Consider the following 13,019-nt stretch of genomic DNA (forward strand, 5'->3'; position numbering starts at 1 on the left):
ATTAAATGAGTATTTTACGCCAAATAATCAACATGTTAGTCTCGGAAGGAATATTTGTTTTTCAATTGAGAACGATAAAAGAGTTAATAATCTATAAGATAAAAGATAGAAATGATGAAAGATTTTTTAACTATTAAAACGGAGGTGACGGCATGATTGAACATGTTGTAATCATCAAGTTCGATAAAATGACCACAAAGGAACAAAAGGATAATGTGATTCAACAGCTGCAAAGTTTGGCAAATTCGATACCAGGCATTGTTGATTTACGTTGTAATCACAATTTTTCCGAGCGGAATCAAGGATTTGATATTGGCTTAACTGTTCGATTTGAAAGCATAGAAGCACTAAAAGCCTATGGTCCACATCCAGAACACCAAAAGGCAGTTTCGTACATGATTGAAGCTGGTATGACTGACAGTATTATTGTGGATTTTGAAATTTAATTGTTTAGTCTTCAATAGTAATGACCAATCAGCATTTTATAAAGGGAGAAATTTTACTTTTATTTGTAATCTATAGGAGGAATGAAAATTATTTTAGAATGAACATTCTTAAAATAGCAACAGATAAAATGTTTGTGAACATACAAACATTTGAATTCCATTATTTTTAGCACAATTATTTTTTTGATTTTTTGAGAACGAACAGTAAAAAATAGAAAGGAATGTAAATATGAAAAGAATGTTATTAATTATATTATTGATGTCATGTGGTGCAACTTTTGTTACGCCAATGTTTTCTTTGTATAGCGAATATTATCATTTAAGTAGTTTGCAAATTACAATTTTATTTGCTATTTATGCTGTTTTTCTTTTACCAACTTTACTTATTGTTGGAGCAAAAGGGAACATATGGGGATTAAAAAAAGTAATCCGTATTAGTATCCTATTTTCTATTGTTTCTACCATATTATTGCTAAGTAATACTGGGGTGTGGATGTTATATGCTGGAAGAATATTAGAAGGAATTGCATACGGTGCATTTACAGGTACTGCAGTTGCTTTCTTAATGAAACATACTTCTCCAAAAGACACAAGTACAGCACTTAAACTATCTGGAGTTACAGTTCTTGTTGGTTTTGGACTTGGACCATTAATTGCTGCTTTCATGTTGCAATATATCCCCGTTCAACCGTTAAAATTACCATTTTACATTCTGATTTTTTTCTTGATCATTTCAATCATAATTCTTGAAACGTTGTCAAAAGATATCGTTTCACCTGAGCAAAAGCGTGCAAAAAACAAGATATCACTAGGTGTTCCCAAAAAGATTCGTTCACATTTTTGGGCAATGTCAGCACTTCCTATTTTTACAGTTTTTACGTTACAAGGAATTGCGTTTGCTCTAATTCCTACTTTTGTAAAAAATATAATTCATACGTCGAATCACTTTATTTCAGGTTTAATATTTTTCGTCCTTTTAAGTGGATCAGCAACAGCTCAGTTCATACCTAGACCGAATCATCCAATTACTCGTATCAGATTAGGTATACTGTTTCTACTTGTTGGTACGTGGCTTATTGTTATTTCAGGTCAAACATCAAGTTTACCCTTACTCTGGATAGGTGTATTCACACAAGCTCTAGGTGGAGGATGGACTTTTCAGAATGCGTTATTTTTTGCAGGTAAACTTCCAGAACCGGAGTCTAGACCTCGTGTAATATCAGCTTTTTATTTTGTTGCTTATATTGGATTTATCGTTCCTGTTATAGGAGTCGGAGTACTTACAAAATTTTTCAATTTAAACTTAGCACTAGTATTTCTTAATTTGTTTGCAACGATAATTGTTGCCTATATATGGTTCTATTCAGTTAAATTTAAACGTGAGACATATAGCACAACAGTTCCAAATCAAGGAGCATCAAGATAATATGAAGTAAAGAACTGAAAGGGGGAATGCAAACAAATTTTAATTTTTTTGTTTATTTGAGAATGAATGTTCTTGAATTAAGTGTTTAACTATTTGTTGTGATTAAAGCAAATGCATATATGGTTTAAAGATTGGAGAATCTCCTTTAAGATTTTGCAAACTACGTGAAGGTTGCAAATAAGTAGAAAATTTTTAAGGGATACTATTAAAAATAATCAAATTAAATTAAGTAATCGATCGATCACTGTCAAGGTCAAGTATTGTCATTAAAGCAGAGGATTAGATCTGAATTAATAAAAAAGGAGAAATGATAAAGATGAGTAAAGTATGGTTTATTACAGGAACTTCAACAGGATTCGGTAGAGAATTTGTGCAACAGCTGCTAAATGCAGGAGACAAAGTGGTCGCTACAGCGCGCAATATTAAATCTATACAGGATTTTAAAGAAATGGCACCGGATCGTGTTCACATTGTTTGAATAAGGATAACGTTTATTTGAAACGGTATTACCCGCCACGGTTGAATCGTTTAAAGCAGGCAGACAGCTCCCTGCATTTCAATTTAATTAAAGTTCGAAATGTAATTTATTATTCAAAGGAGAAGAATGTGGAGCAGTCTACACTTCCTTTAGATCATAAAAGGAGTAAACGTGTAATGAATAAAGAATCGGGTTTTACGAAAAATGATGTGGAAATAAATGCTGAAGGAACCATGCTTAGAGGATGGATTTATTTGCCTCAACGCGATGATATTACGCCGATCCCGGCCATTGTGATGGCACATGGATATGCGGGACTGAAGGAGATGTTTTTGGAGCCTTACGCTGAGAAGTTCGCTACCAACGGATTTGCTGTATTGTTGTTCGATCATCGGAATTTTGGAGACAGCGATGGAACTCCAAGGCACGAAATAGATCCTTGGCAGCAATTGGAGGACTACCGGCATGTAATAACATACGCAAGCTCGCTACCTCAAGTCGACAGCAATGCAATCGGGGTATGGGGTACAAGCTACAGCGGGGGACATGTTTTGGTAGTTGGCGCGACCGATAAACGAGTAAAATGCATCGTATCTCAGGTTCCGACAATCAGCGGCTCGAAAATTGCCCAAAGAAGAGTGAACGGAGAAGCGCTAACAGAGTTGTTGTCTTCGTTTGCAGAAGATAGATTAAACAGGCAACGCGGTGAAGATCCCGTTTATTATTCGGTCGTACCAGGAGGAGAATTTGAAAATAGCGTATATAAATCGAAGGATGCAATTGAATTCTATTTGAAAGGCTCAGAGAAATTTATTAACAAAGTTACGCTTCGTTCGATTGAGTTATCTAGAGGTTATGAGCCGGGAGCTTTTATTGCCAATATAAGTCCTAGCCCACTGTTAATGTTGGTTGCAAAAAACGATTTTATAACTCCTACCGATCTGTCACTTGCTGCTTACGAGCAAGCTCTTGAGCCCAAAAAATTGGTGCTGATATCGGGAGGACATTTTGACCCATACAAGAAGTATTTCGATCAGTCGAGCAGCGAAGCCGTGGAATGGTTTAAGACTCATTTGTTCAATTGGCAGTAACTTTCAATGAAACTTTTTTCCAATACATCGGGATAATTCGCACCTACAGATATAAAAGTTATTATTCTAAAGTTTATAGCGATAATCAACGTCATTTTTTAATTATAAAGATAACATTATATAAAAAGGAGAGAGAGAGAACATGTATGAACGGTTTTTGGTTCCAGTTGACGGGTCTGAACACTCCAAACATGCATTGAAATCGGCTGAATGGTTGGCGCAAAATATGGGGATAAATGCACATATAACGCTTCTTCACGTTATTCCAAGTAACAATTACAATACAGTTGCTTTCGGAGTGGATATTAAACAATTGCTAGAAGAGGAAGCTAAGATGATTTTTGAGGAATCTGAACAAGTTCTTTCAGGGTCATCTATCCAATACGATTGCGAATACCATATTGGAGATCCTGCAGAGATGATATGCAAGAAGGCAAAAGAGGGAGATTACGACCTAATCGTAATGGGAAGCAGGGGACTTAGCCTCTTTTCAGAACTGCTCGTGGGAAGTGTAAGCCATAAAGTGGTCCAGCATGCGCATTGTGGTGTAATGATTGTAAAGTAACAATGTGGTGATTGTAACCTCAAGAACTAAAAGAAAAAAAGACGTTCGTATCCGTAAAGAAAAATAATACTAGAATGGAGTTGAAAGTTAAATGGCAGAGCACGTTCGAATCGGGAAAACAGATTTATATGTCAATCCAATTGGTTTAGGAACAAACGCAGTAGGCGGTCACAATCTTTTTCATAATCTTGATGAAGAAACTGGTAGGGAATTAGTTCGCGCAGGGCTAATAAACGGGATAAATTTATTAGATACAGCTTTTATGTACGGTCCCAAACGTTCTGAGGAGATCATTGGTGAAGTCGTAAAAGAAAATGGTAATCGCTCAGAAATTGTAATTGCTACGAAAGCAGCCCATAAATTTGTTGGTTCTGAAGTTGTAATTGATAATTCGCCTGCTTTTTTAAAACAATCTGTCGAAGAGAGCCTAAAACGTCTGCAAACGGATTACATTGATTTATTTTATATTCATTTCCCTGATCAGGATACGCCAAAGGATGAAGCCGTCGGAGCCCTAAAACAATTGAAGGATGAGGGGAAAATCAGAGCAATCGGTGTTTCCAATTTTTCGATTGAGCAATTGAAAGAAGCCAATAAAGATGGTTATGTGGATGTCTTCCAAGGGGAGTATAATCTGCTAAGCCGCGGGGCCGAGAAAGAATTGTTCCCCAATGTTGCTGCAAATAGCATTTCCTTTATACCGTACTTCCCACTTGCTTCAGGATTATTAACAGGCAAATATAATAAAAATACCGATTTAAGTGAAAAAATGAGAAAACGCCAGCAATTCCGAGAGGGTGTTTTTGAGGAAAACCTGAAAAAAATCGAAAAAGTTCGTAAAATTGCCGGTGAAAAAGGAACAGAAGTTGCCCATGTCGTTCTTGCCTGGTATTTACCCGTGAAGCCATTGACGTCATCATTCCAGGAGCAAAACGGGCAGAACAAGTCTTGCAAAATCTGAAAACACTTGAAGTCAATTTAACGAATGAAGAAATTCAAGAAATTGATCAGATTTTTTCCTAAGAATAATATGATGCAAACAGGAAAACACAAATTATCAATCTGGAATGAAACTAATCTGAGAAAAAGATTATAAGCCATTAGCTATGATGATTATTATAAAATTTTTAAATAGTCTTTTGATAGTACAATTTCTTTACTTTAAGGAGGGCATATAAATGGATTTTCAAATAACTGATTCTGCAAAGGAAGTATTGCACAATAAAATAGGAGAAAATCAAATTATCCAATTATCATTCGATCGTGGAAGCTGTGAAAATCTTAGCAATGAGCTAAATCAAGTCCTTTTTTAATGTACTAAATGACAGTTCAGTTCAATTAAAAAAATGAGTGGCTATTCATTCATTTAAATGTTAAATTTAAAATCAGAATATTTAAAGTATAAAAAAATTTAAGCATTATATATCTTTATTATTTAATACTAAGGAGATGAAAGGTGATGTTTTTAAAGAAAAATTCAAACTTAGGAGAGAAAAATGGCGTCTCCTACTTGAATGGGGAAGTTAAATATCTAAGTGTTTCATTAAATGTTTACAGTTATTTAGTGGATGGAGTTTTAATTGATACAGGATCGCAGTCTTTACATAGATATTTCGAATCTTTTATTGACCAAGCAGATTTTGATCAAGTAATGATAACTCATTCTCATGAAGATCATTCAGGTTGTGCTGCTTATATTGAAAAAACTAAGAATCTACCAATTTATTTAAGTGAAAAAACAATTGATTATTGCGCAAGATATGCAGATTATCCTTTATATAGGCAACTTTTTTGGGGAAAGAGAAAGCCGTTTCACGCTAAGGCTATACCTGAAACGTTTACTTCAAGAAATGCGACATGGAAAGTTATCGATACACCTGGTCATGCTTATGATCATAAAGCATTATTAAATCAGGAGACTGGTCAATTATTTACGGGAGATTTATTTGTAAATGAGCGGACAAAAGTCGTATTAGCAGAAGAATGTATCCCTACAATTATTAACTCATTAGAGCGAGTATTAACTTATGATTTTCAAGATGTATTTTGCAGCCACGCAGGGTTTATAGAAGATGGTCGTGCAACGCTTGAACGAAAACGAGACTATTTATTATCTATTAAACATAATGTATTAACTTTACATAAAGAAGGGTATTTAGCTGAAGATATCCGAAATAAGCTATTTCCAAAAAAATACCCACTTATAAAATTTTCAGGTGGAGAATGGGATTCACTACACATTGTAACTTCGATAATAAATGAAAATAATGTAGGTAAACCTGATCTATTTTAATAGACATTAAGGACTAAAAATTACAAAGGACGGCCAACTCGCAGTAGAAGTTATCATAATAATTGTGAGGAGACTAAGGTTAAAGCAAAGAGCTCATTTTAAATGAATGGAAGTCATTAATGGAGATTAATTCAGGCAAAATATAAATCTAAACGAATTAACGAAAGGATTTATAAAACTGAATACATAAAGAGGCTATGTATTTTAATCATAGCCTTTTATCAATAAGAGATACTATGTTCTTAGATTTTTTTATTTTGAAACTGGATAGACGTTTAAATATTCTTCTAAGGTTAAGTTTCTTTTTTTTATTTGTTTTGCTGTTGTTATGCCAACATACCGAATATGCCAAGGTTCGTATTTGTAACCTGTGATCTGCTCTTTACCTTTTGGATATCGAATAATAAAACCATAATTAGAGCTATTTTTATCAAGCCATTTAGCTTCTTTTGTATTAGCAAAACAGCTTGTAGCCGCACATTTTCCAGTGCTACTACTTACATCAATTGCTAATCCTGATTGGTGTTCACTTGAACCGGGTAATGCACTATACTTTCTTGCATTAACATAGCCATCTTCTTTTACATATCGATTAAAAAGAACTTTTTGAGTCGCATATGAGCGATATCCTGAAACACCACTTAAATAGATATGATCTTTTTGAGCTCCAGCAAATAATTTCTTTAATGCGATTGCTGCTTCTTTTCTCATTTTTCGTTTTTCAAGCTTTTCTTTAAAAATGAATGAAACATTTGGATAAACTAGATCTTTTGGAACATAATTTTTAGGTAAAAAATATTTTTTGTTTACTAAAACTGTCATTACATCAGGGTGTGAAACAGTTCTAATTGCATTACTTTGCTTCGTTTTATTCATTACATTTTCAGGTATATCTAATGTTGCGTTTTTCTTTATATTAGCGTTTTCTATATTTATTTGGTGATTCTCTTTTTTTGCACTAGAATCATTATAATTATTGTTTTTGGAAAAACAACTATTAAAAGATAATAGTAAGCTAATCATAATTGAAAGAACTAAATATTTCATAAAAGAAAGTACCCCCAGATATGGCTTTGTCTACTAGTTTGTGGATAAATAATACAAAACTTGTTCATTTTTAAATCTCCCTTATATTATTGTCTAAAAAGCTCGAACTATATAAGAGAATGATAAGAACTGGATGTTTCGAATTTAGGTACAACTTGTTTCAAAGTTGTAAATTTACTTGTATCTTCCTTGTAATCACCCAATACACTTTGTTGAGTACAATGTATAGATTTCCTCTAAAAATGTAATCTACTATTATAAAATACAGTCGAGTTTACATTTATCATGTAGGTAATAAACCGAATCTTCGCTCGAAAAATAAATGAAGAAAATAGAAGGAGATATCATAAAGTTGAACATAAAATATTTAGATTTACTTGCACATAAATATGATAGTGAAGAAAAGGTGGTAACTGAGATTATTAATCTTGAAGCCACCCTTAATTTGCCAAAAGGGACAGAGCATTTTGTCAGTGATTTACACGGGGAGTATCAAGCTTTTCAACATGTGTTAAGAAATGGTTCGGGTAGAGTAAAAGAGAAAATAAGAGACCTATTTCAAGACGAACTATCTGATACAGAACTTAATGAATTTGCGACGTTAGTTTATTATCCTGAAGAAAAATTAAAATTAATTAGAGATAAGTGTGTAAATAAACAAGAATTACATCAATGGTACACAGTAATCATTGACCGTATGATAAAGTTAATTTCTTATTCGTCATCTAAATATACACGCTCTAAATTACATAAAGCATTGCCTCAAGAGTTTGTTTATATAATAGAAGAGTTACTTTACAAAACGGATGAATTCACAAATAAGAAAGCATATTATTCAAAAATCGTTCAGCAAATTATTTCTCTTGGTCAGGCAGATAAGCTTATAACAGGTCTGGCTTATTCTACTCAGCGGTTGGTAGTTGACCATCTACATGTCGTGGGTGATATTTATGATCGCGGACCTGAACCTGATAAAATTATGGATACTCTAATTAATTATCATTCTGTTGATATTCAATGGGGAAATCATGATGTCCTATGGATCGGCGCCTTTGCTGGATCAAAGGTTTGCCTAGCTAATATTATTCGTATCTGTGCCAGGTACGACAACTTAAGTATTATTGAAGATGTGTATGGGATAAATCTTATACCACTTCTTAATCTTGCGGAAAAGTACTATAAGGACAATCTAGCGTTTAGACCCAAGAGCAATTCGGATAAAAAAAAGTCTGATCATGAACTTTTGCAAATCACTAAAATCCATCAAGCGATTGCAATTATTCAGTTCAAGCTTGAAATGCCAATTATAAAGAGACGACCATATTTTAATATGTCAGAAAGGCTTTTGCTTGAAAAAATTGATTATGACAAAAATGAAATAACAATTAATGGGAAAACTTACCCATTAGAAAATTCTTGCTTTGCAACTATAAATCCAGATAATCCTAGTGAATTAATAGAGGAAGAAGAGCAAGTCTTGGACAGACTATTGTTTTTTGTCCAGCATTCGGAAAAGTTGGCTAGACATATGAATTTTCTCATGAAGAAAGGCAGTCTTTATTTGAAATATAATGGGAATTTATTAATACATGGATGCATCCCAATTGATGAAAATGGAAATATGGAAAAAATGGTGATTGAAAATCAAACCTATGCAGGTCGCGATCTACTTGATATTTTTGAACATTATTTACGACATGCATTTGCACATCCTGAAGAGACAGATGATCTTGCAACAGATATGGTCTGGTATTTATGGACAGGAGAATTTTCATCATTATTTGGGAAAAGAGCAATGACGACCTTTGAAAGGTATTTTATTAAAGACAAAGAAACCCATAAAGAGATTAAGAATCCATACTATCATTTACGTGAAAAAGAGGAAATCTGCTGTAAAATTTTAGCAGAAATGAATCTTAATCCTAACATAGGCCATATAATAAACGGCCATACACCTGTTAAAGAAATAAAAGGAGAGAATCCAATTAAAGCAAACGGGAAGTTGATTGTTATTGATGGAGGATTTTCTAAAGCTTATCAATCAACAACTGGTATTGCTGGTTACACTTTATTATATAATTCCTGCGGTATACAACTCGTAGCCCATGAAAAATTTAATTCAAAAAAAGATGTTCTACTAAAAGGGTCAGATGTTTTATCAGTAAAGAGATTGGTGGAAAAAGAACTCGAGAGAAAAAAGGTTCTAGAAACCAATGTGGGAGAGCGGTTATTACAGGAAATATCTGTTTTAAAAAGTCTATTGGAAAATCGCTATACTAATCCACAGTGGTGAAGAGTATATGTTATCAAAAGGATCAAACTTTAACATTCCAGTTGGATTTGGGGAGTTTGTTTTAGATGGTGATTGTGAATAAATTAATTGTTTCACATACCTAAGTGCAATTTAATAGTAGAAAAAGAATCAGGAAAATTGCTCTGATTCTTTTTTTATTTTAATGGTTAGCATTTTAGGAGCTGATCTAATTCTAGAAGAGTCACTTCAGTGCGATTCATTGGACTTTTGTCAACACCCCAATAAAAAGTTCAGAAACGCTTACAAACTATCCGAAAAAAATTACGATTTAATTCTTCAGTATTTGAAGACAACTGTAGTTAATTATTACAGCAAAAATTACAATAGTATTACCAGTCGGAAATGGAATTTTGAATGTTCGGAAACTTATTTTGTCAGGTCTTATTATTTAAATTACGGATATATTTCTAATATGAAGGTGAACAATTTTTTTCATGGGGAACTTTTGTTAAGGGGTGTAGTAGTAGATGAGCCAAGATCATTATACGGAAAATATGCTGATGAAAGTAGCCTGGTACTACTATAAAGAGAACTTAACTCAAAATGAGATAGCTGATTTACTAGAATTGTCCAGGGCCAAGGTTGTTAGAATGCTGGAGTGGGCCAGGTCTGAAGGAATTGTACAATTCCAAATTTAAGGGATTGGTAAAAATGGTTTAAGTATCGAAAAAGAATTCAAAGTAGCCTTTTATCTAAAAAACGCCTATATTATACCAGGCCCTCTAAATATAGTGGATTTGAGCGTTTCTTTATCAAAGGCAGCGGCTCAGTATTTACAAAACAAATTGCATCCGAATGATATGGTTGGCTTTGGGGAAGAGCCGTTTCCAAAACGATTGAATAATTGACAATTGAACCCTTTAGTCATATTTCAGTTGTGACCTTAACTGGGGGAGTTCATTACTATCTCCATAATCGTCGCCAAAAAGAGGGCGGTTTGGAAAAGTTCCAGGATATACATGTAATTCCTGCTCCATTTTTAGCTTCAACTGAAGAAATGGCAGGAAAATTTTTATCTGAACCTTCAATAAAGGAAGTTCTCGAGCTGGCTAAATTCACAAAATATATCATTGTTGGAATTGGCGGTATTTATCCAGATGCCAAAATTATTCAGGAAGAAAAATGACCATGAACGAACTGACATTTATAAAACATCTGAATGCAGTCGGCGATATTTCAGGTCAATTTTACGATCGAAATGGCAAAATTATTGATTTGCCACACCGTAAAAGGTTAATCGGAACGGACTTGTAGAGTCTAAGGGCCTTAAATGTTATAGCCGTGGCCGGTGGAGAGAAAAAAATTGATGCCAACTACGGAGCTTTAAAAGGTAAGTATATTACGACATTAATAACAGATGAAGTTACAGCTATTTCATTACTCAATATGGAGGTGAAATAAATTAATGGCGTACATTCTAGCAATTGATGCTGGTACTGGTAGTATTCGCGCTGTTTTGTTTGATCAATTAGGAAATCAAGTTGGGTTTTCACAAATAGAATGGAACCATTTATCAAATGAAAAGTATCCAGGATCTATGGATTTTGATTGGGAAACAAACTGGAGGTTAGTCGTTCAGTGTGTAAAGTCTGTTATTGAAGAAACAAGAGTTGATGCAAAAAAAATAAAAGCGATAAGTGCTACGAGTATGAGGGAAGGAATTGTCCTTTATGATGAAACGGGTAAGGAGATCTGGGCTTGTGCAAATGTAGATGCTCGAGCTTCGGATGAGGTCAAAGCTTTAAAGGAACTAGATCCTGAATTAGAATACAAGATTTATAGGTTATCAGGTCAAATGTTTGCATTAGGGGCATTGCCTAGGCTTTTGTGGATAAAAAATCATTTACCGGGGATTTATGAAAAAGCTACTGACATGACTATGATTAATGATTGGATTCTTTATAAATTGTCAGGGAAACTACAAGTGGATCCTTCAAATGGATGTACTACAGGAATATTTGATATTGAGAAAAGGAAATGGGAAAGTGATGTAGCAAAAATGTGCGGACTAAAAAATATTTTATTTCCACCGGTAAATGAAGCTGGTACCGTTATCGGTTACGTGACGGATGGAGTAGCATCGTATACAGGTTTGAATTCAGGAACTCCGGTTATTTGTGGAGGCGGAGATGCTCAAATGGCTTCAGTTGGCGTCGGTGCGGTAAAAGCGGGGCAGACTGTAGTGTCAGGTGGATCATTTTGGCAGCAGGAAGTCAATGTGAGACAGCCTTTAGTTGACAAAAGTGGCCGTATCCGGGTTAACTGCCATGCCGTACCTGAATTATGGCAGCTAGAAACCATTGCATTTTTCCCTGGGCTTGTAATGAGATGGTTTCGTGATGCATTTTGTGATTTGGAAAAAGCAGAGGCAATAGTGACCGGTAGAGACCCGTATGAAATTTTAGAGGAAAAGTCAAAAAATGTTCCAATCGGGGCAAATGGGATTATTCCTATATTTTCAGATACGATGAATTATAGCTCTTGGCGCCACGCATCTCCAGCTTTTATTAACCTCACTCTAGACCCACTAATGACTGGTAAAAAAGAAATGTTTAAATCTATTCAAGAAAATGCTGCACTTATTACGCTAGGAAACTTAAAGATTATAGAAGAAGAAACTGGTTATTATCCTAGTGAAGTTATTTTCACAGGTGGTGCTTCGAAAGGAAAGCTTTGGAGTCAAACCCTTGCAGATGTCCTTGGAGTACCCGTGAAAGTACCTGTAGTTAAAGAAGCAGCAGCACTGGGCACCGCATTAATTGCGGGGATTGGCATAGGAATTTATGAGAATATCCATCAAGCAGTTAACCAAGTTGTAAAGTGGGAGAGGACACACCTACCTAACAATGAAAACCATGACCAATACCTAGAAATCTATGAAAAATGGAGAAGTGTATATCGAAAACAGCTTCAACTTGCTGATCGTGGTTTAACGACTCATATGTGGAAGGCACCTGGTCTAGAATAATGTGAAAGGAGGTGAAGGGATGAAGAAAGTTCACGAAAATGAATTTGATTATCGGTTTGGCGACAACGGGCCGAAATATTTAACAAAAGGTCCGAACGTAGATCTTGGTGTGGTTGTATTGAAACCAGGTCAAGACTTCCAAAACCATTATCATACAGTTTGCGAAGAAATTTTCTATATCCTCGAAGGGCAGATAGATTTCTATATTAATGGTAATAAAGTTCCTACAATACCAGGTGATATGATTCAATGCCGACCAGGCGATACTCATTACCTTATCAATGAAACTGACAAAACCTTTAAAGCCCTCTTCATTAAATCTCCGCATATTTTGGAAAGAGATGTTGTTAATATAAAGAATCCAGAAATCAAGTTAAGGAGTGAATAGATA

At 34.5% G+C, this 13,019-nt stretch carries 11 protein-coding genes and 2 pseudogenes; 12 read left to right on the forward strand and 1 reads right to left on the reverse strand.

Annotated features, from left to right (window positions below):
• The first annotated feature begins 152 nt into the window (after positions 1-152).
• The 8 genes and pseudogenes from BM319_RS03180 to BM319_RS03205 all read left to right on the forward strand — a co-directional run bounded on the left by BM319_RS03180 (position 153) and on the right by BM319_RS03205 (position 6,299).
• Positions 153-446 carry a Dabb family protein gene (locus BM319_RS03180; RefSeq protein ID WP_069033078.1) on the forward strand — a complete coding sequence of 98 codons (294 nt, stop codon included), beginning with the start codon at positions 153-155 and terminating at the stop codon, positions 444-446.
• Between the two features lie 229 nt (positions 447-675).
• Positions 676-1,872: an MFS transporter gene (locus BM319_RS03185; RefSeq protein WP_091021283.1), complete on the forward strand. Its 1,197-nt coding sequence runs from the start codon at positions 676-678 to the stop codon at positions 1,870-1,872.
• A 316-nt stretch (positions 1,873-2,188) separates the two neighbouring features.
• Positions 2,189-2,350 carry an SDR family NAD(P)-dependent oxidoreductase gene (locus tag BM319_RS24315; RefSeq protein WP_139226474.1) on the forward strand — a complete coding sequence of 54 codons (162 nt, stop codon included), beginning with the start codon at positions 2,189-2,191 and terminating at the stop codon, positions 2,348-2,350.
• 176 nt (positions 2,351-2,526) lie between these two features.
• Positions 2,527-3,441, forward strand: coding sequence for an alpha/beta hydrolase (locus BM319_RS03190; RefSeq protein WP_069033132.1), 915 nt, complete (start codon positions 2,527-2,529; stop codon positions 3,439-3,441).
• A 142-nt stretch (positions 3,442-3,583) separates the two neighbouring features.
• Complete coding sequence (locus BM319_RS03195) at positions 3,584-4,006, forward strand: universal stress protein (RefSeq protein ID WP_069033080.1); 423 nt, start codon at positions 3,584-3,586, stop codon at positions 4,004-4,006.
• 91 nt (positions 4,007-4,097) lie between these two features.
• Positions 4,098-5,029, forward strand: a pseudogene (locus tag BM319_RS03200) (aldo/keto reductase).
• A 155-nt stretch (positions 5,030-5,184) separates the two neighbouring features.
• Positions 5,185-5,319, forward strand: a complete 135-nt coding sequence (locus BM319_RS24960; protein ID WP_286143670.1) for a hypothetical protein — start codon at positions 5,185-5,187, stop codon at positions 5,317-5,319.
• 146 nt (positions 5,320-5,465) lie between these two features.
• Positions 5,466-6,299: an MBL fold metallo-hydrolase gene (locus tag BM319_RS03205; protein WP_091021284.1), complete on the forward strand. Its 834-nt coding sequence runs from the start codon at positions 5,466-5,468 to the stop codon at positions 6,297-6,299.
• 252 nt (positions 6,300-6,551) lie between these two features.
• Here the strand turns inward: BM319_RS03205 and BM319_RS03210 are convergent, their stop codons facing one another.
• Complete coding sequence (locus tag BM319_RS03210; RefSeq protein WP_091021285.1) at positions 6,552-7,346, reverse strand: M15 family metallopeptidase; 795 nt, start codon at positions 7,344-7,346, stop codon at positions 6,552-6,554.
• Positions 7,347-7,698: 352 nt separating this feature from the next.
• On the opposite strand from BM319_RS03210, the gene BM319_RS03215 reads away from it, so the two are divergent.
• The 4 genes and pseudogenes from BM319_RS03215 to BM319_RS03230 all read left to right on the forward strand — a co-directional run bounded on the left by BM319_RS03215 (position 7,699) and on the right by BM319_RS03230 (position 13,016).
• Positions 7,699-9,639, forward strand: a complete 1,941-nt coding sequence (locus tag BM319_RS03215; protein WP_069033083.1) for a fructose-bisphosphatase class III — start codon at positions 7,699-7,701, stop codon at positions 9,637-9,639.
• 488 nt (positions 9,640-10,127) lie between these two features.
• Positions 10,128-11,061, forward strand: a pseudogene (locus BM319_RS03220) (sugar-binding transcriptional regulator).
• A 4-nt stretch (positions 11,062-11,065) separates the two neighbouring features.
• Positions 11,066-12,628 carry an autoinducer-2 kinase gene (gene lsrK / locus BM319_RS03225; protein WP_091021286.1) on the forward strand — a complete coding sequence of 521 codons (1,563 nt, stop codon included), beginning with the start codon at positions 11,066-11,068 and terminating at the stop codon, positions 12,626-12,628.
• 19 nt (positions 12,629-12,647) lie between these two features.
• Positions 12,648-13,016 carry a cupin domain-containing protein gene (locus BM319_RS03230; RefSeq protein WP_091021287.1) on the forward strand — a complete coding sequence of 123 codons (369 nt, stop codon included), beginning with the start codon at positions 12,648-12,650 and terminating at the stop codon, positions 13,014-13,016.
• The last annotated feature ends 3 nt before the right edge of the window (positions 13,017-13,019 follow it).

Origin of the sequence: Bacillus sp. UNCCL81, from assembly GCF_900112535.1 — a bacterium.
Classification (GTDB): Bacteria; Bacillota; Bacilli; order Bacillales; family Bacillaceae_G; genus Gottfriedia; species Gottfriedia luciferensis_B.